This window comes from Acinetobacter sp. BIGb0102 (assembly GCF_003815055.1).
Taxonomy (GTDB): domain Bacteria; phylum Pseudomonadota; class Gammaproteobacteria; order Pseudomonadales; family Moraxellaceae; genus Acinetobacter; species Acinetobacter vivianii.
The window spans coordinates 22705-42534 of the sequence record NZ_RKQE01000013.1; the positions used below are offsets into that span (position 1 = coordinate 22705).

Consider the following 19830-nt stretch of genomic DNA (forward strand, 5'->3'; position numbering starts at 1 on the left):
ATATTTTTTATCGCTTAATTCCCTTCACAGAAATGGTTTTACTTTTGTTAATATAAATTGATCCATCGGAATAAATAAATATGAGAAAATTCTATTATTTTCAAAGCAATAAAATATATTTATAAATGTAGAATTACCTCTATTTTCAGTGCCATTTTATATTAAAGATATTTATCATTTACTGTTTAAACCTATACAACAGTGGCAAAAGCTGAACTTCATTTACGTATATTATTTGTAATATATTTTTCAAATTAATATAAGAGACATCATTTATTATTTAAGAAACACTTCCACTTAATACTTGAATTTTACCCTGAATAGTCATCTGTTCTTTATAAATATATAGAAGAATCTGATTGCATCATCTACAAAAAAGCCGCATATCATGTTTAAACTTTAGACTAAAAAGTTTAGGTGTTATAAATAAAGGGTTGTCAGATAGTGCTTAAGTCTAATGGGCTAAAGTCTATCTTCGCCAATACGACGTCCCATGTTAAAACATGGCGCTTGATTCCACTGCCTCATGCGTTGCAGCAAGATCAAAGTATTGATCATAAAATTTAAAATCTGTTAGGTGTTCAAACGTGGCTATATCTGTATTAGTAATTAACTGTGGTTCATCATCAATCAAATACGCGCTCATCTCGGAACGCCGTGAAGATCGTATTTATGGTTTGGCAGAAAATCTGGGCGCAGCAGATGCCCGTATTAAAGGGGTCACACTGGGTGGTGAACCGTTAGAACTTTCAATTCCGTATGCAGATCATGCCAAAGCACTGGAAACCTTGCTGGCACGTTTAGCCAATTATAATCCACAGGCCATTGGTCACCGCGTAGTGCACGGCGGCAATATCACCAAAGCAGAATTGTTAACACCTGAACTGGTACAACGTATTGAAGCTGCGACTCCTCTTGCGCCCTTACATAATCCAGCACATTTAATCGGGATTGAAGCCACCATGCGCTTATTCCCGCAACTACCACAGGTTGCTGTTTTTGATACCGCCTTCCATCAGACCATGCCTGAACACGCTTATCGCTATGCACTGCCACAGTATTTGTACACCGAACATCAAGTGCGTCGTTATGGCTTCCACGGCACTAGCCATGCCTACGTGACAGAACGTGCCAGCGAACTGGTGGGCAGCAAGAATCAAGGTGGCTGGCTCAGTGCCCATTTAGGTAATGGTAGTTCAACCTGTGCCGTATGGAATGGTCATAGTGTCGATACCTCGATGGGCATGACCCCGCTTGAAGGTGTGGTGATGGGTACCCGTAGCGGTGATGTCGATCCGAGTCTTCACCTGTTCCTTGCCAGCAATCTCGGCTGGGATATCCAGAAAATTGACAGTATGCTAAACAAAGAAAGCGGCTTACTGGGCTTGTCTGGCTTATCCAATGACATGCGCACCTTGGTGGAAGCCTCTGAAAATGGACATGAAGATGCAACGCTTGCGATTGAAGTATTCTGCTATCGTCTAGCCAAATCTTTATCAGCTTTAAGTTGTGGTTTACCACGTCTGGATGGTTTAGTCTTCACAGGTGGTATTGGCGAAAACTCAGCCTATGTCCGTGAAAAAACATTGGGCTATTTATCTCACTTTGGTTTGCAATTTAGCAAAGAGAAAAATGATGCTTTAGCACGCGGTAGCGAAGGCCGTATTGATAATGGTATGGGTCCACAAATCTGGGTCATTCCAACTGATGAAGAAGGCCGTATTGCCAAAGAAACTCGTCAAGTGATTGAGCCAACCGCTTAATTTATTCAAAATATAAAATAGTGATAAGGTCATTATGAATACAATTTTACTCATCCCAACGGGGGAAGGTGTTGGTTTAACATCTGCTTGTCTAGGCATGATCTATGCGCTGGACTGTAAAGGGATCAATGCGGGTTTTCTAAAGCCATTTTCTCAGATTGCAGATGCACCAGTTGATCGTACCACCACCCTATACCATCATCTATTTCAACATCCTTCCGTTGAACCGATTAGCTATGAAAAGCTGACTCAACTGATTGCCTTGGGTGAAACCGATGAGTTACTGGAAGAAGCAGTAGCACTCCATCGCCAGATTGCCGCCAATCATGATGTGATCATTGTTGAAGGCTTGGTGCCGAATGGACAAGATCATTTTGCCAGCGAAATCAATGCAGCACTCGCACAAGCACTGGATGCCCAAGTGGTTCTGGTCAGTACCGCTGATCTGGCAGATCCTCGTAAAACGGCTGAAAAAGTCGATGCACATTTACGTCAGTTTGGCGGCGCAGCATCGGCGCGTACTACAGGTGTGCTGTTCATGCGCACCAAGGGTCTTCCAGAAGGCACCGCAGAAATTCCAGTTACGCTTGATCCAAGTTTACGCCTAGACCAGCATATCGAAGCCTTTGCTCTGGAACTGCAACGTTATAATCGTTATATGGGCACAAATGACCTACCGATTATTGGACTGGTACCATTCAGTAATATTCTGAGTGTGCCGCGTAGTCTGGATATTGCCCCAGTCATTAAAGGAACTTGGTTGCATCAAGGTGAAGCCAAACAACGCCGGATTTTACATACCAGTTTAATTGCTTCGAACATCGAATCTGAGCTACATAAGTTTGTTGCAGGTGAACTGATTATTAGTGCCTCACAACGGACTGATGCGCTTCTGGCAGCTAGTCTTGCCAGTAGTAATGGCACGCCGTTAGCAGGTCTGGTCTTAACTGAACAGGCAGCGCCTGCGGATAACGTTTTAGAATTTTGTCAAAGCGCAATTAAACAAGGTTTACCCATCTTACATACGCCATTAGATACCTTGGAAACGGCGCAACTATTACATCGTTTTGGTAATGAAATTCCAATTGATGATACTGAACGTGCCGAGCAAGTGACGCGATTTGTTTCCAGCCATATTGATAATAACTGGCTTGATCAACATACCCAGAATAACCTGCACCCTCGCCTGTCACCTTCAGCTTTCCGCTATGAACTGGTACAAAAATCGATTTCAGCCAAAAAACGAATCGTATTACCAGAAGGCGATGAACCACGTACTGTACAAGCCGCAGTGATTTGTCAGACGCGTGGTATTGCACAATGTGTCTTATTGGCAAAACCAGAATCAGTGGCGGAAGTAGCAAAGGCACGTGGCATCCAACTGCCAAATGACTTAGAAATTATTGATCCAGATAGCATTCGTGATCAATACATTGAGCCGATGGTTGAGCTGCGTAAAGGCAAGCTCGATGCCTTACAGGCCAAAGCACAACTGCAAGATACAGTGGTACTTGGTACCATGATGCTGGCACTGGATCAAGTTGATGGTCTGGTTTCAGGCGCGATTCATACCACTGCCAATACGGTACGCCCTGCATTTCAGTTGATTAAAACTGCACCGAACTACTCACTAGTGTCATCCATCTTCTTCATGTTGTTGCCTGATGAAGTCTATGTGTATGGCGACTGCGCGATTAATCCTGATCCAAATGCCGAACAGCTTGCTGAAATTGCGATTCAGTCTGCTGATTCAGCCAAAGCCTTTGGTCTCGATCCGCGCATTGCCATGATCAGCTATTCAACAGGAACATCAGGCACAGGTGCAGATGTCGAGAAAGTGGCTGAAGCAACTAAAATTGCACAACAGCGTCGCCCAGATTTATTGATCGATGGGCCATTGCAATATGACGCGGCTTCGGTTGAAAGCGTAGGTCGTCAAAAAGCGCCTGATTCTCAAGTCGCGGGGCGTGCCAATGTCTTTATCTTCCCAGATTTAAATACAGGGAACACCACTTACAAAGCAGTGCAACGTGCGGCCAATGTCGTCAGCGTTGGGCCAATGCTACAAGGCTTAAACAAGCCTGTGAATGACTTGTCTCGTGGTGCGTTGGTGGATGATATTGTGTTTACCATTGCTTTAACTGCGATTCAGGCAGCTCAGTCAATGTAACAATAAAAAAACTGATGTAGCAGGTTTTGCTACATCAGCTTTTAAAGTAATTTCTAATCCGTTCCCAACCACGATCTTTCTTGCGTTTTAATATAATAAAATTACGAACACTATAATACCCAGAACTTGGTTCCCAGGATAACCGTTTTAAAACATCTAAACCATCTGCCCAGTCTTGGTTTTCAGCTAGTGCTTCAAATGTTTGCTCACCCTTAAAATCACAGAAGAATACTCTATACCACGCAAAATCACGAGCTGGTTTGTGTTTTAGAATGGCCTGTTCAATTGAAGAAAAGAATTCGCTAGGTGGTGCGGGTGAATTATTAAGATCGCTACGCTGTCCAATATTACCGATATAAGCTGTATATGTTTTTCCTGCTATTTGCCATTGCTCTATAGTGACTTCAGTGTGGTCATTGTGCTTCCAGAAAGCAGCAAGAAAAACATGTAATGAATTAACAGAAAAATTCTGTACCGCATTCAGTACCCCCTCATTTCCCCACCCTATGCCCACAAAACTCTCAGTGATGATTCTCTTATCCTCTAACATCACCTCAACATCTAGACGACCATGTGTTTCATGTTCTAACCAATTAGCCCGCATCGCTGGGAGTTTCCCATAAGGTACAATCCAGTCATCAAACGTTTGAACCGAAACACCATGTTCTTCTAACAAATCAATCATTATTTGTGTGACTGATTGATTATTCATAAAGCATATTCCATATTTTTTTATTCAATATATCAGCTTCATATACCCACTAAATAAAATTTCATACTCAGGCTTGTTTTGAAACCCCAATTCTTTTTAACTGTGGTCCTTTCACAAAGAAAATTGCATTGCCACATAGAATTAAAATCACCCCAATCACCGCATTCATTTGCCAGTGATAATCTTCCCATATCGTTGAAATCACTAAAGCAACCAATGGAAACAACAAAGTACTATAGGCTGCCTTACCGGCCCCAATACGCCCCACCAGAAAGAAATAGGCAGTAAAGCCGATCACCGAACCGAAGATTGCCAAATAGAGCAAGGCACTCACGGCGCTGAATGGCATGCTCGGGAAAAAGTTGTCCTGCTTGAACCACGAGATCACAGCCATCAATAATGAACCGTACAACATGCCATAGGCATTGGTGGTAAAAATGTCCAGCCCATGTTTTTGATGGCGAGCACTGATCATATTCCCCAGAGAGAAGCCATAAGTGCCTAAAATACACAGTCCGATACCCAGCAGAGTATGACTGTTTAAAGTAGTGCCCACCACGTCATGCCAGAATAAAGCAACAATTCCCAACACCCCAAGTAAAGCGGCAGGATAAAACCGCGCAGATACTTGCTGAGAGAAAAATAATCTGGCATTGATGGTATTGAAAATCACGGCCATAGAAAAAATGACCGCTTCTAAACCACTGCTAATATATTGCACCGCATAGTAAAAACAGACGAAGTTAAAACCAAAAATACAGCACGCCTGTAACATACAGAATAAGTGATCTTTAGGCGCCAGCTTTTGCAATTTTCGGCTCATTGCAACGAAAACAAACAAGACCAGTGCCGCGATAAAAAAACGCCAGAACACCGCAACATTGGCTGAAATCCCACTTTGTTGTTGCAGCGTAATCGCAATCCATGTGGTTCCCCAGATCACCACCACCAAGGCATATAACAGCGCATTCATCTCTTTTAAACCAAACTTAATCACAACGAATACTATTTTGCGAGATTTGATGACCTGAGTTCTTGCACAATCTTGCGGTGATTATCATAGAGTTGCGTTTTTCTATAGGCTTTTTGACCAGATGACAAAACTGGCTGAAAGTTCTACACTAAACTGGATCATATTTGGCCCTGCGTATAGAAGATGAAATATCAGATTCTAGATCAATTACAGCAATATAAAGCGCAATTGCTCGACTCGGTAGAACTGGGTTCGGGTATGCAGTTGGCCATGTGGCAAAATAATCAGGATCGTGTCAGTGTCTGTAGTAATCACCACACTTTGAGTATGTATATTCAAGGGGGTTATGAAAGCTACCAAAAGACACCACAGGGCTGGCACAATGGTGGCGGGCCAGATCGTATGTGCCTAATGCCACAAGATTTTGAATCGACTTGGGATCTACGTGATCCACTCACCTTTGTACATCTGTACTACACTGAACAGCACTTGCAACGGGTGGCGGAACAGGTCTGGGATCGCGAACCTAGCCAGATCATTTTAAATCCGCAGATTTTTGTAGGCGATGCCCAGATTTCCATGATCTATCGGCATTTTTTACTCAATGGTGCATGGCAAAACCGCGAAAATCACTTGCAGATGAGCACCGCGACTACACTACTACTCAATCACCTCATCAAGAATTATAGCCATGCTCAATGGCAAGCACCCGAGGTTAAAGGTGGACTCTCCCCTTATGTGCTTAAGCAGTTATTGGAATGGATTGATCAACATTTACATTTGAGTTTGACCTTGTCTGATCTGGCTCAGCAAGCGCAACTCAGCGAGTATCATTTTGCCCATATGTTCAAGCAATCCATGCACATGCCACCGCATCAGTATGTCATGCAGCGCCGCCTTGAACTGGCACATCAGGCACTCGAACTCACCACAGCCAATTTGACTGACATTGCAGCTCAATATGGTTTTAGTTCCAGTAGCCATTTTAGTCATCGCTTTAAGAAACAGTTTGGCTATTCGCCATCTCAAATCAGAAAAAACTAAAACACAAGATTTATCCTGATGCGTGCTTGATGATCAGTCTCATTCTTTAGACCTTTCGCCAAATCTGAGCTAAAACTCCCACAATCATTCCTTTTTGTCATATAATTTAGCCCGCCAGCTAATCGCCCGCTCAAGAGAAATTTGATATGACAACGATCATCAAACAAGATGACTTGATTACATCAATCAAGGATGCCCTGCAGTTTATTTCTTACTATCACCCACAAGACTTCATCCAAGCGATGAGCCGTGCGTATGACCGTGAAGAAAACAAAGCTGCAAAAGATGCTATTGCACAGATCCTCATCAACTCACGTATGTGTGCTGAAGGTCACCGACCAATCTGTCAGGATACAGGGATTGTTAACGTTTTCCTTGAAGTTGGCTTAGACGTTAAATTTGATTTAACCATGAGTCTGGATGATGCAGTCAACGAAGGTGTACGCCAAGGTTACCTAGAGAACTCAAACGTACTACGTGCTTCTGTTTTAGCAGATCCAGCTTTTGGTCGTAAGAATACCAAAGACAATACGCCTGCCGTAATCCACTACAAACTCGTACCTGGTAATAAAGTCGATATTACTGTGGCTGCAAAAGGTGGCGGTTCAGAAAATAAATCTAAACTCGCGATGTTGAATCCATCTGATTCGATTGTGGATTGGGTACTTAAAACTGTTCCAACCATGGGTGCAGGCTGGTGTCCACCAGGTATGCTCGGTATTGGTATCGGTGGTACTGCTGAAAAAGCCATGATGCTTGCTAAAGAAGCGCTCATGGAAGAAATCAACATGGACGAATTACTTCGTCGTGGCCCACAAAGCAAAATGGAAGAACTCCGTATCGAGATCTTCGAAAAAGTGAATGCATTGGGTATTGGTGCGCAAGGCCTTGGTGGTTTAACCACAGTGCTTGATATTAAAATCAAGGATTACCCATGCCACGCAGCAGGTAAACCAGTCGGTATGATTCCAAACTGTGCTGCAACCCGTCATGCACACTTCCAGCTAGACGGTTCAGGTGTTGCACATATTCAAGCACCAAAACTTGAAGACTACCCTGCTGTGACTTGGGATTCTTCTCAATCGAAGCGTGTCAACCTCGACACCATTACGCAAGAAGAAATGAATGCCTGGAAACCAGGTGATACATTATTGTTGAACGGTACGATTTATACAGGTCGTGATGCTGCACATAAGCGTATGGTCGACATGTTAAATAATGGCGAAGAACTTCCAGTCGATCTCAAAGGTAAATTCATTTACTACGTAGGTCCAGTTGATCCAGTTGGTGATGAAGTGGTTGGTCCTGCTGGCCCAACAACCGCAACCCGTATGGATAAATTTACTCGTCAAGTGCTAGAAGCAACTGGCTTGTTCGGCATGATCGGTAAAGCGGATCGTGGTCCAACTGCAATTGAAGCAATCAAAGACAACAAAGCAACTTACTTAATGGCTGTAGGCGGCGCGGCTTACCTTGTATCTAAAGCGGTACGTGAAGCTGAAGTAGTAGCCTTTGCTGATTTAGGTATGGAAGCAATCTACAAATTCGTAGTTGAAGATATGCCTGTATCTGTTGCGGTTGACGTGAATGGTACGTCAATTCATGCCACTGCACCAAAAATCTGGCAAGCTAAAATTGGCAAGATTCCAGTGGTTGATGCCGCTGCGTCATAAATAATACTCATACAATAATCATAGCCGAATCATCGTATTCGGCTATTTTTTTGCCTCAAGCTTCTGCTAGATTATAAAGATGAGAAGAATAAGGAAATGCAAATGAATAAATATTTACTCAGCATGCTGCTTGGTCTGAGCTTACTCGGCAACATACAGCACGCCTTTGCATCTCCCGCACAAAGCAAATCGATCAAAGAACTGATCAAGCTCACTGACCTTGAACATGTCTTAAATACTTCGCTTGATGAAATGCAGCCAGCACTGGATCTTGAGGCTGAAAATATTCTATTACGGGTGTTGGGTAAAGATAAACTCACCACAACACAAGAACATCTAGCGGTACTGGAACTCAGTCAATTATTAAAAGAAACCAGCTCAAAAATGTTTGCTCGACCTGAAACTATTCAAGCGATCGAAAAAATCTACTCAGATGCACTCAGTGAAGAAGAAGTCCAAGCCTATTTAAAATTTTTAAAGACACCTGAAGGCCAGTCGATTAATCAAAAGACACTGCAAATCACCACCCACGTTTTTCAATACATGAATAATATCAGTCAAAAAACCTTAAGTGATCCAGAACAAAGTTCACAGCTTAAAGAGCAGTTTCTTACGATTATAAAACCGCTGATTCAAGAAGAATAAACGGCTCTTTTTATTGTCATGATTACCAGGTCAGAGGATTCCAAAGCTTAAATGGTTTGACCAGATGTACCTCAGTCTTTGCATCATACTTCGCTGGTTTTAACTCTTGCGGTTTAGAACGCACTTTACCTGATGCATCCTGCGCAACAAAGTTATAGCTGGATGATTTTAAACGGGTAAAGGCAATTTCCTGATGCGCCACTTTATCTGGCATGATCATAAATGGCCCCGTATGCTCACTGCGGGAAATCTTATTTTCTTCGTCATACTTGATGAAATAAGTCTGAGCCGCATCTACCGTAAAATCCAGATATTTCGGCTTTTGGAAATGTAGTCCAGCCAATGGTCGGCTCACACTCAGACGATAGGTGCCTGCGGGTAGCTCCAGCCAGTAATAGTGATTATGCAATAGACTTGGAATACGGTGTCCGTTAATGAATAAATTGGCCGCAGCAATTTCCTGACGGTTCCAGCGCGTATCAGGACGATATAAATAGACCACCGCTGCTTGTTCATTTTGCGGTTTAACTGGCGCGAAATACTGACCTAATTTTTGATTGACCCAGCCGCCCACACTAAAACCGCCAACATGATATTGATCAAATAAACCCGGTTCTTTTTCTGTATCCACAGGGGGTAATGTTGCTGTCAGTGCGGTTGGTTTTTCTTCAACAGCTTTATGGCTTTGACAGCCAGCGAGCACCCCTGCACAACATAATGACAATATTAAATAACGCATGACATCCCTCAAGGCGTTTTCTTGAATTTATTTTTAACAACGCAAAACTATGCGGATTTTTTTCAATTTTAAGATTAACACCTCGTTGCCCAATTGCAAATAAAAAAAGCATGAAAAGCCAAGCCTTTCATGCTTTTTCAGATGGATGAGAATTAAGCCGATTTAGAATCGACCACCTTCAAATCCTTCTTTTCAATCAGTTCTGGTGTACCTGTCTGTGGTAGACGTTCTGGCTTAAAGGTTGGCTTCGCCGTACCGTTAATGACCGCTTCATCTACAATAACCGTGCCTACATCCGTACGACTTGGTAAGTCATACATGGTTTCAAGCAACACATTTTCCAGAATTGAACGCAGGCCACGTGCACCTGTATTACGATCTAGCGCTTTTTTCGCTACTGCACGTAATGCAGACTCATCAAAAACAAGATCGACATCTTCCATCGTGAACAGGTACTGGTATTGACGCGTCAATGCATTTTTAGGCTCTGTCAGAATCTGCATCAATGCTTCTTCATCCAGTTCTTCTAAAGTTGCAATCACTGGCAAACGACCAATAAATTCAGGAATCAAACCGAATTTAACCAGATCAGTAGCTTCCACCTGACGGAACAATTCAGAGACTTTTTTGCTGTCATCTTTATTCTTCACATCAGCGGTAAAACCAATCCCGCCCTTCTCTTGACGTTGCTGTACGATTTTTTCCAGCCCAGAGAATGCACCACCACAAATAAACAGGATATTTGCGGTATCAATCTGGATGAATTCTTGCTGTGGATGCTTACGACCACCTTGTGGCGGAATAGAAGCAACCGTACCTTCAATCATTTTTAATAATGCTTGTTGTACGCCTTCACCAGACACATCACGGGTAATTGAAGGATTTTCAGATTTACGCGTAATCTTATCAATCTCATCAATATAGATAATGCCCTTTTGCGCTTTTTCTACATCATAATCCGCTTTTTGCAACAACTTCTGCACGATGTTTTCAACATCTTCACCCACATAACCTGCTTCGGTTAAGGTAGTTGCATCGGCCATCGCAAACGGAACATCAAGTAAACGTGCAAGCGTTTGCGCCAGTAATGTTTTACCTGAACCTGTAGGGCCGATCAGCAAAATATTACTTTTGGCAATTTCAATATCTTGATGCCCATGAGTCGACTGACCCACTTTTAAACGCTTATAGTGGTTGTAGACGGCAACAGATAAGGTTTTCTTTGCAACATCTTGCCCAATAACATATTGGTCCAAGGCAGCACGTATTTCATGTGGTTTCGGCAAAGCTTTAGTTGCCCAATCGCCAGCTTCAACTTGTTGACTAGTTTGTACTAGGTCCAAGCAGACATCCACACACTCATTACAAATATATGCGTCCTCACCAGCAATCAATTTTCCAACTTCAGATTGCGTCTTACCACAAAATGAACAATGTTTTTGTCCTTGAGGATGTTCGGACATATTTACTCCACAACTTAAATCTTAAACTTAGGTCCTAAAAATCAGGGACGTTTGCTCAGCACTTCATCTACTAAACCATATTCTTTGGCTGCTTGTGCAGTCATGAAATTGTCACGATCTGTGTCACGTGCAACAGTTTCATAGTCCTGACCACTATGTTCAGCCATCAAGCGGTTTAAACGCTCTTTAATAAAGAGAATTTCACGCGCATGAATTTCGATATCAGATGCCTGACCACGGAAACCACCGAGTGGCTGGTGAATCATGACACGTGCATTTTCAAGACAGTAACGTTTCCCTTTCGCACCCGCATTCAACAAGAATGCACCCATTGATGCTGCTTGTCCCATGCAATAAGTTACAACATCAGGTTTAATAAACTGCATGGTGTCATAAATCGCCATACCTGCAGTTACCGAGCCACCTGGTGAGTTGATGTAAAGATGGATGTCTTTTTCTGGATTTTCTGCTTCAAGAAATAACATCTGCGCAACGATTAAGTTCGCCATGTTATCTTCAACTTCACCCGTTAAGAAAATAACACGCTCACGTAATAGACGTGAAAAAATATCGAATGAACGCTCACCACGAGATGATTGTTCAACGACAACAGGAACTAAAGCATTTTCAATTGTTGGAACATACATACGTTTACTTATTCCTAAATTATTGTGACTCGATCTATGCCAACAATATGAGGGATAATCAATGAAATTGCAAAAGGTTCAATCTGAAATATTCGATTATTTAGACTAAAATCTGGTAATTTTTCGAGAAATTAACACTTTCATAACATAGGGTTTTAAGCACTTGCATCAATACTTTCGAGGATAGAAATTTTCGAATTCTACAAGCCCTGCTCCCTCGTATTTCACATGCTAAATAATAGAACAGAATTCAAGCCGTAGCTGCACAATTCATTTTTTAACGATCTACCCAATGTATATAACTTAATCCTAAAGAAAAAGGCGCATTAAGCGCCTTTTTCTTTAATCAACTTTTGAAAGATTAGCCACGGCGAGCTTGTTGTTCTTTCAATAAGTCTTCGTAGCTGATCGCAACATCTTTTACTTTAGCAGCAGCTAAGATGTGATCAACAACTTGATCTTCTAACACAACAGCTTCGATTTGAGCGCGTTGCTGTTTGTCATTTTTGAAGTATTCAACAACTTCTGTTGGATCTTCATAAGAAGAAGCCATATCATCGATGTAAGCATCAACACGTGATTGGTCAACTTCAAGTTTAGCATCAGCCAATACTTTGCTTACCAATACGCCAAGCTTAACTGATTTTTCAGCTTGTTCTTTGAACAATTCATCTGGAAGCATGCTGCTGTCAAATGCGCCTGCACCTTGAGCACCAAACTGTTGAGTGAATTGCTGAATCATTTGTTGACGTTGACGGTCAATTTCTTGAGCAACCATAGATGCTGGAACTTCGATTTCGTTAGCAGCAACAAGCGCATCAAATGCAGCTTGTTTAACTTGGTTACGAAGACCGTTGCGAACTTCACGTTCCATATTCTTACGAACGTCAGCTTTTAACTTGTCTAAGCCTTCTTCTTCAGTTAAACCAAAGATTTTCAAGAATTCAGCATCGATTTCTGGAAGTTTTGGTTTTTCAACTTGCTTCACAGTGATTTTGAATTGAGCTGCTTTACCAGCCAAGTTTTCAGCTTGGTAATCTTCTGGGAAAGTTACATCGATAACTTTCTCTTCGCCAGCTTTCATACCAACGATACCGTCTTCAAAACCTGGGATCATACGACCTGAACCAAGTACAAGTTTAAAGTCTTCAGCAGCGCCGCCTTCAAACTTTTCACCATCAACAGTACCTTCGAAGTCGAAAGTCACTTGCATGTCTTTCTTCGCCATACCTTTGGTTACAGCCCAAGTTTGACGTTGTTTTTGCAAGTTTTCGATCATCACATCAACGTCTTTGTCGTTGATTTCTGATGATTTACGTTCAACTTCCAAGTCAGCAAAAGCTTTCACTTCAACTTCTGGATAAACTTCAACAGTTGCTTCAAAAACTAAAGCATCATCTTTGTTTTCAACTTTCTCAATGTTCGGCATACCGACTGCATTGATTTTTTCTTGTTGAATTGCTTCAAATACGGTGTCACGAATGATGTCATTCACAACTTCTTGATAAATGCCTGCACCATATTCACGGCGTACAACATTCAAAGGCACTTTACCTGGACGGAAGCCGTTGATCTTCACAGTTTTGGCAGTGCGTTGTAAGCGAGCTTCAAATTGCTCGTTAACACGGCTCGTCGGTACAGAAACATTTAAACGACGGGCAACGCCCGAAACCGCTTCAGTCGTTACTTGCATGGCTTCCTCGATATATAGTTAGTAATAACAATTTTTAAAGTGCCACATTATATGACAACTTTCTGGATATACAAAATCGGAAGCTAAAAAAGCAAATATATTTTTCATTTTGTTCGAAATCATAGTTTTCTTAAATGAATCTTAAATTGAATGTTACTTTTTGTTGTTAATGATAAATATTATCACTATAATTCGCACTGATTTTGAGCACTTTTCTATTTTTCTCGTCCAGCTTTGGAACTCTAGTTATGAGTAAATTTAATTTATCCCCGCTTTCTTTTGCATTACTTGGGGCAATGACCACTTCGGCTTTTGCTGATACAACAACATCTGAAAACACCAATACACACCAGCTTGCAACCATTGTGGTATCAGCTTCTGGCTTCGAACAAGATATTAAAAACGCACCAGCTTCTATTAGCGTTGTAACTAAAGAAGATATTGAAAAGAAAAATGCGACCAGCATTGCAGATCTACTTTCGGATGTGCCAGGCATCGATATCCGTGATGGTATTGGAAAAACCTCAGGCTTAAATATTAAAATGCGTGGCCTAGGCAATGAATACAGCCTCATTCTGATTGACGGTCGCCGTCAAACCACCTCTTCTGATGTGACTCCAAATGGTTTTGGCGAATCGGCAAATGGCTTTTTACCTCCACTGGCTTCAATCGAGCGTATTGAAGTGATTCGTGGACCAATGGCAACACGCTATGGTTCAGAAGCGATGGGTGGTGTAATTAACATTATTACCAAAAAAATTAGCAATGAATGGAATGGTAATGTCACCGTCAGCGGCAATGTGATGGAACATGGTGGCGAAGCCGATTCATGGAAAACCAGCGTTGTCGTAAATGGTCCAATTATTCAAGATAAGCTAGGTCTACAGTTACGTGGTTCTTATTTAGATCGCCAAAAGTCAGAACGTGTGCCAGGCACTTCAGGCCGTGATCCACGTCCAAGTGAAGCAGATATTTATGATGTTGGTGGAAAACTATCATTTAAGTTAAATGATCAAAATAGCTTCTGGATTGATGGTTTTCACTCAAGTCAAACTTATAAAAATGATGACAACCGCTTAGGTACATTGGATACCCCAGAACGTGCTAATGGCTATAAAGACGAGCTAGAATTCAAACGAGACCAAATTGCTGTCGGTCATAATGGTGACTATAGTTTTGGTCAATGGAATTCTTATGTCAGCCAGACTAAAACTGAAACAATTGGTCGCACAATTCCTAGAAATACATTCCCAGGGAATGCTTCAGCAGGTCAGAACCGTACATTAAAAAATACTGATTTTGTTGCTGATTCGCATGTCATTTTACCAATTGCAGATCACAAACTTACTGTCGGTGCTGAATATAAAGAAGCTGAAATTGCAGATGATATTGCTGGTCTTGGTGCAACATTCAAAAAAGACTCATTCTCTGTTTATGCAGAAGATGAATGGCGTATCCTAGATAAACTTGGCTTTACGTTCGGTGGTCGTTATGAGGATCACTCAGGTTTCGGTGGTCAATTTAGCCCACGCGCTTACCTCGTTTGGAATGCAAATGACGAACTTACATTTAAGGGTGGTGTCAGTACAGGTTATAAGGCTCCTTCTGCAAAAGACCTTCACAATGGTGTTATTAGTGTAGGAAATCAGGGAGGTACATTTAATGTTGGCTCTCCTAACTTAAAACCTGAAGAATCAACTAACTATGAGCTAGGTTTCAACTATAACAATGGCAATTTAGACCTGACCACGACAGCATTCTTTAATAAGATTAAGAACCTGATTACTGAGGGGCCTGAATTACTGAACTGTTTCTCTGCAACAAACCCAAATCAACTAGGTTGTGTGAGCTATGGATCGCATATCACTCAGGATACTTTTTCACAAAAAATTAATGCAGATGAAGCTGAAACCAAAGGTGTTGAACTCAGCTTGAAATACAGCATTATTCCTGAATGGGATATTAAAGCTGCATACACCTACATGGAATCAGAAATTACCAAAGGTAAAAACAAAGGTTCTTATCTGAGTAATGTCCCTAAAAATGCATTTAATATGACTTCAACCTTTCACATTAATGATGCATTTGATGTATGGTTACAACATGAATATAAGTCAGACCGTAAGCGCTACAATACAGAGCAAACCGCTGGTGATGCCGCTATTATTTATAATGCAACCAACAATAAATTAAAGGGTTATAACTTATTTAATCTGGGTGCAAGTTACAGTGTCAATGATCAATTACGCTTCAATGGTTCAGTGAACAACCTGCTCGACAAAGACTTTAGCAGCAATGGCTCATATATTGATGCCAATGGTAATCCCGCTTCTTATTATGACTATATGCAAATTAGTTCAGGGATGTCTGGTACTTATCTAGCAGGCCGTAACTACTGGTTATCTGTATCTTATGACTTCTAAATAATCTATAAGCTGTAATAAAAAAAACCTGCACATGCAGGTTTTTTTATACTTATTCCACATCACACCATGCTTTACAAAGTCATAGCTTAGTCAATATTTATACACTGGGAAAAATAATCTAAACGTTAAAACTGCGATCACTTTTCAATCCGAGCGTTCGATCATATTCATTAGCTTTTAACTTTTACTCCCACTTCTCTTTTCCATTAAAAATAACAAGCTGATATTCAAAAGTTTTCATATTGACTAGATATAAAAAAATTAAAACCCGCTTCATTCAAATGAAAAAAATCACAAAATCTAAATTAAAAGTTAATCTTTAAAACACAATCGTTTTTACAGATTAAAGAAAAAAATCAACAAATTAACTACATTTCAGAACAAAACTTTATTCATATTTCCATAATTAGAAGCTTAAGAGATTGAAAAAATCAATTTCAAACAAATGAATATAGAAATAAGAATGATTATTCTTTGCATAAATTTTTACACAGTCTAGGCGTGCCTCATGTCTTTTATTAAATCACGGAAGAAACTTGTCTCTTCTGCAATTGCATCATCACTTTCTGTCATTGCAGTACCTGCTCTTGCACAAGAACAGCCCGTTCAACTCCCAACAATTCATGCGCATGCCACTCAGGAAGAATCTTTAAAAGTTGACCAGTCTGCAAATGCAAAATTTGTTGCACCTCTTAAAGACACACCAAAATCAGTCTCTATTCTGTCGCAAAAACTGCTTAAAGACACCAACTCAAATACCTTACTCGAAGCACTTCGTTATGAGCCAGGGATTACTTTAGGGGCTGGTGAAGGTGGTACACCATTTACAGATATGCCTTATATCCGTGGTTACAGCGGTCAATCATCAATTTATGTAGATGGTGTCCGTAATACCACCTCACAAAGCCGCGATATGTTTGCCATTGAACAGGTTGAAGTCATCAAAGGCTCTTCATCTGCACTCGGTGGTGGTGGTAGCGTTGGTGGTAGTATCAATCTTGTCCCTAAAGTGGCTCATCAAGGTGATGTCTATCAAGGTAGTATTCAGGGGGGTACAGATAACTATCGCCATATCCAGCTTGATGCAAATAAAGACTTTGGTAACGGTATCGCAGGTCGTGTTGTCGTTATGGGTCATGAAAATGAAAAAGCAGGTCAACACAATGGCGCAGAATTTGCTCGTGCAGGTCTCGCATCAAGTCTTGCTTTTGGCTTAGATACAGCAACTCGCGGTACATTTAGCTATTACTATTTACGCAGTAATGATGAACCAGATGCTGGCATTCCATTCAATAATCCAACGCGTGCCCCTGCGGGCGTCACACTTAACCCAGGCGATGGACGTCCCGTTAGTGTAAAAGCTGGAACTTACTACGGCTGGAAAGACCGTGATTTTGACAAGCGTGAAAATCATATTGGTACCTTCAAGTTAGAACATGATTTCAACGAAAATCTAACTTTGTCAAACGTGGCGACTTACAACAAATCTAAGTCAGACTATGTTTATACCAATGCAGATGACTCAAATGGCAATATTTACCGCAGTACAATCGCTCGCCGCGCTTTAAGCCGCATCCTCGATACCGATGCTTATAGTGATCAGCTTTCTTTAAGAGGTAAGTTCAACACTGGTACGTTTAAACATTCATTTAATGTAGGCACTGAGTGGAGCTATCAAAATACCGATCAGGGTATGCATACCTTTACCAATGCTGCCGGCCAGACAACTTCAACCATTCTCTCTTCGAATGTCAGTGGCTGTGACGCGGCTTCCGCTACGTCAAATGGCTGGTGTACAAGTTTAAATAATCCAGGCAATGGTAGCTTTACTGACAGTTTGGGCAGCATCAAAGGTCAGTCAACAACACGTAGCCGTACTGTCTCTGTTTATGCTCTAGACAGTATTGAATTTAATCCACAATGGTTACTTAACCTAGGTGTTCGTTGGGACAAATTTGATACTGAGAAGAAATACAATAAAGATGTTTACAAAACAGATGCGAATAGAGCTTATACCTCTGTCGTTGATATTTCTAAAGGTACTAAATACGAAAGCGATGCTGACTTCTTTACCTACCAAGCAGGTTTAGTTTTTAAGCCAACTGAAGCTGGTAGTATCTATGCAAGTTTTGCCACCTCTGCAAACCCAGTCGGAGTTTTAGCAGAAGGTGATAGCAGTGATAATGCTTTAGGTACAACAGATATTGTGAATAACCTGAAACCTGAAGAAGCACGTACTTTTGAAATCGGAACCAAATGGGACTTATTTAATGAACGTGCCAATTTAACCGCAGCTATTTTCCGTACAGAAAAGCAAAATACTCGTATTCAAATTGATCCAACCACAACCACTAATGCTGGCGAAAGTAAAGTAGATGGATTTGAAATAAGCTTAAACGGCAAAATTACCAATAAATGGGATATCTCTGCAGGTTATAGTTACCTAGACAGCGAAATCACTAAAGCAGCTTATAACGCAGTCGCTCAAGAAGGTAAACCGCTTCCATTCGTTGCGAAAAACAGTGCAACTCTCTGGTCAACGTATAAAGTATTACCAAACTTAACTTTAGGTGCGGGCGCAGAATATCGTGATCAAGTGTTTGTAAACACGACAGCACCTAAATTTTTGCCAACGTATACCATCTACAATGCAATGGCAAAATATGATGTAAACAAAAATGTGAATTTACAACTTAACGTAAATAACATTGGTGATAAACGTTACTTTACCAGCGCACATGCTGCACATTATGCATTTGAAGGTAATGGTCGTAACGCGGTACTTGCTGTTAATTTTAAATACTAAGCAAAAGCCATAATAACTTTACGGCATTCTACTTAGTTCATATAAAATAGCCTCGTCATGAGGCTATTTTTACAAATGCAATAAATATTCAAAAGGTGTTCACCGTGATCCATCATATTCCCAATGTATTAAGCAAAGAACAAGTTGCAGAGTTCCGCCAGTTAATGGCAGATGCAAATTGGGTGGGTGGGAAAGTGACTGCGGGTACCCTCTCTGCTTCAGTGAAACAAAATCAACAACTTTCAGAACAAGATCCGCTGACCCATGCACTTAGCGAGATTGTAATTAAAGCAATTTGGCAAAATCCACTTTTTCAAGCCGCAGCATTACCACATAAAATTATTCCACCCTTATTCAATCGTTATGATGAGTCTGAAAGCTTTGGCTTCCATGTCGATAACTCGATTCGTCTGATTCGTGGTTCTTCTGAACAAATCCGCACTGATTTATCATGCACCTTGTTCTTGAGCGAACCAGAAGAATATGAAGGTGGTGAACTGGTCATTGAAGACACTTATGGCTACCATGAGATTAAACTTCCTGCTGGTGATGTCGTGCTTTATCCATCAACCAGTTTGCATGAAGTCAGTAGTATTAACTCTGGCACCCGTTTCGCTTCATTCTTCTGGGTACAAAGCCTGATTCGGGACGATAGTAAGCGCCACCTATTGTTTACACTAGATGAAAGTATCCGTGAATTGCGTAAAACTCATGGCGATGCTTATCCAGAAGTGATGAAACTCACCAATATTTACCACAATCTGACTCGGATGTGGTCTGAACTCTAATTCGTACACTTTTCAGGCTATAGAGATAAAATTAATTTTTTTATCTCTAATCATTAAAATTACGGGAAATTTTCCCCATTAAAATTAAAATAGCGCAAAAAACAGGGAAATATTTTCCACTCATTGTCTTTAAAATGTTTTATAGACCTTTGCAGCCGTCTGTATTTTCGCCTAGACTGATCACAGTTAGATGATTAATATAACTGCAAAATTAAATAACCCATACGAATGGTAGATGATGAAAACAAATCGCGGCTTTACCCAACCGTCTCATACAACACATCTCAC

Annotated in this window: 14 protein-coding genes; 8 read left to right on the forward strand and 6 right to left on the reverse strand. The window is 41.0% G+C overall.

Going from position 1 to position 19830, the window contains the following annotated elements:
• The first annotated feature begins 587 nt into the window (after positions 1 to 587).
• Both EC846_RS11355 and pta read left to right on the forward strand, forming a co-directional pair.
• Positions 588 to 1763 (forward strand): acetate/propionate family kinase, encoded by a 1176-nt coding sequence (locus EC846_RS11355; RefSeq protein WP_123775235.1) that lies wholly within the window; start codon positions 588 to 590, stop codon positions 1761 to 1763.
• Between the two features lie 34 nt (positions 1764 to 1797).
• Positions 1798 to 3933, forward strand: a complete 2136-nt coding sequence (pta, locus tag EC846_RS11360) for a phosphate acetyltransferase (RefSeq protein WP_123775236.1) — start codon at positions 1798 to 1800, stop codon at positions 3931 to 3933.
• Between the two features lie 34 nt (positions 3934 to 3967).
• Here the strand turns inward: pta and EC846_RS11365 are convergent, their stop codons facing one another.
• Positions 3968 to 4645 (reverse strand): DUF6348 family protein, encoded by a 678-nt coding sequence (locus tag EC846_RS11365; protein WP_123775237.1) that lies wholly within the window; start codon positions 4643 to 4645, stop codon positions 3968 to 3970.
• Between the two features lie 67 nt (positions 4646 to 4712).
• The gene (locus tag EC846_RS11370) at positions 4713 to 5618 is read right to left on the reverse strand and encodes a DMT family transporter (protein ID WP_123775238.1); all 906 of its coding nucleotides are present in this window, start codon (positions 5616 to 5618) and stop codon (positions 4713 to 4715) included.
• Positions 5619 to 5801: 183 nt separating this feature from the next.
• On the opposite strand from EC846_RS11370, the gene EC846_RS11375 reads away from it, so the two are divergent.
• From EC846_RS11375 to EC846_RS11385, 3 genes are all read left to right on the forward strand, one after another.
• Positions 5802 to 6662, forward strand: a complete 861-nt coding sequence (locus EC846_RS11375; RefSeq protein WP_004775782.1) for a helix-turn-helix transcriptional regulator — start codon at positions 5802 to 5804, stop codon at positions 6660 to 6662.
• Positions 6663 to 6808: 146 nt separating this feature from the next.
• The gene (locus EC846_RS11380) at positions 6809 to 8335 is read left to right on the forward strand and encodes a fumarate hydratase (RefSeq protein ID WP_004775785.1); all 1527 of its coding nucleotides are present in this window, start codon (positions 6809 to 6811) and stop codon (positions 8333 to 8335) included.
• A 102-nt stretch (positions 8336 to 8437) separates the two neighbouring features.
• Positions 8438 to 8980: a DUF2059 domain-containing protein gene (locus EC846_RS11385; protein ID WP_123775239.1), complete on the forward strand. Its 543-nt coding sequence runs from the start codon at positions 8438 to 8440 to the stop codon at positions 8978 to 8980.
• A gap of 22 nt (positions 8981 to 9002) precedes the next feature.
• On the opposite strand, the gene EC846_RS11390 is transcribed toward EC846_RS11385, so the two are convergent.
• The 4 genes from EC846_RS11390 to tig all read right to left on the reverse strand — a co-directional run bounded on the left by EC846_RS11390 (position 9003) and on the right by tig (position 13522).
• Positions 9003 to 9719, reverse strand: coding sequence for a DUF2846 domain-containing protein (locus tag EC846_RS11390; protein ID WP_005259721.1), 717 nt, complete (start codon positions 9717 to 9719; stop codon positions 9003 to 9005).
• Positions 9720 to 9871: 152 nt separating this feature from the next.
• Positions 9872 to 11182 (reverse strand): ATP-dependent Clp protease ATP-binding subunit ClpX, encoded by a 1311-nt coding sequence (clpX, locus tag EC846_RS11395; protein WP_004775788.1) that lies wholly within the window; start codon positions 11180 to 11182, stop codon positions 9872 to 9874.
• Positions 11183 to 11223: 41 nt separating this feature from the next.
• Positions 11224 to 11829 carry an ATP-dependent Clp endopeptidase proteolytic subunit ClpP gene (gene clpP / locus EC846_RS11400; RefSeq protein WP_004775790.1) on the reverse strand — a complete coding sequence of 202 codons (606 nt, stop codon included), beginning with the start codon at positions 11827 to 11829 and terminating at the stop codon, positions 11224 to 11226.
• A 361-nt stretch (positions 11830 to 12190) separates the two neighbouring features.
• Positions 12191 to 13522, reverse strand: coding sequence for a trigger factor (gene tig, locus EC846_RS11405; protein WP_004775791.1), 1332 nt, complete (start codon positions 13520 to 13522; stop codon positions 12191 to 12193).
• Between the two features lie 248 nt (positions 13523 to 13770).
• On the opposite strand from tig, the gene EC846_RS11410 reads away from it, so the two are divergent.
• The 3 genes from EC846_RS11410 to EC846_RS11420 all read left to right on the forward strand — a co-directional run bounded on the left by EC846_RS11410 (position 13771) and on the right by EC846_RS11420 (position 19542).
• Positions 13771 to 15945, forward strand: a complete 2175-nt coding sequence (locus tag EC846_RS11410; RefSeq protein ID WP_123775240.1) for a TonB-dependent receptor domain-containing protein — start codon at positions 13771 to 13773, stop codon at positions 15943 to 15945.
• 511 nt (positions 15946 to 16456) lie between these two features.
• Entirely contained in the window at positions 16457 to 18754 is a 2298-nt protein-coding gene (locus EC846_RS11415) for a TonB-dependent receptor (protein ID WP_123775241.1), read from the forward strand.
• Positions 18755 to 18858: 104 nt separating this feature from the next.
• Positions 18859 to 19542, forward strand: coding sequence for a Fe2+-dependent dioxygenase (locus EC846_RS11420; protein ID WP_213071313.1), 684 nt, complete (start codon positions 18859 to 18861; stop codon positions 19540 to 19542).
• The last annotated feature ends 288 nt before the right edge of the window (positions 19543 to 19830 follow it).

Excerpts from the sequence above, each read along its gene's own strand:
- pta (WP_123775236.1), top strand. The coding sequence starts at position 1,798 with ATGAATACAATTTTACTCATCCCAACGGGGGAAGGTGTTGGTTTAACA.
- EC846_RS11365 (WP_123775237.1), bottom strand. The coding sequence starts at position 4,645 with ATGAATAATCAATCAGTCACACAAATAATGATTGATTTGTTAGAAGAA.
- EC846_RS11370 (WP_123775238.1), bottom strand. The coding sequence starts at position 5,618 with ATGAATGCGCTGTTATATGCCTTGGTGGTGGTGATCTGGGGAACCACA.
- EC846_RS11375 (WP_004775782.1), top strand. The coding sequence starts at position 5,802 with ATGAAATATCAGATTCTAGATCAATTACAGCAATATAAAGCGCAATTG.
- EC846_RS11380 (WP_004775785.1), top strand. The coding sequence starts at position 6,809 with ATGACAACGATCATCAAACAAGATGACTTGATTACATCAATCAAGGAT.
- EC846_RS11385 (WP_123775239.1), top strand. The coding sequence starts at position 8,438 with ATGAATAAATATTTACTCAGCATGCTGCTTGGTCTGAGCTTACTCGGC.
- EC846_RS11390 (WP_005259721.1), bottom strand. The coding sequence starts at position 9,719 with ATGCGTTATTTAATATTGTCATTATGTTGTGCAGGGGTGCTCGCTGGC.
- clpX (WP_004775788.1), bottom strand. The coding sequence starts at position 11,182 with ATGTCCGAACATCCTCAAGGACAAAAACATTGTTCATTTTGTGGTAAG.
- clpP (WP_004775790.1), bottom strand. The coding sequence starts at position 11,829 with ATGTATGTTCCAACAATTGAAAATGCTTTAGTTCCTGTTGTCGTTGAA.
- tig (WP_004775791.1), bottom strand. The coding sequence starts at position 13,522 with ATGCAAGTAACGACTGAAGCGGTTTCGGGCGTTGCCCGTCGTTTAAAT.
- EC846_RS11410 (WP_123775240.1), top strand. The coding sequence starts at position 13,771 with ATGAGTAAATTTAATTTATCCCCGCTTTCTTTTGCATTACTTGGGGCA.
- EC846_RS11415 (WP_123775241.1), top strand. The coding sequence starts at position 16,457 with ATGTCTTTTATTAAATCACGGAAGAAACTTGTCTCTTCTGCAATTGCA.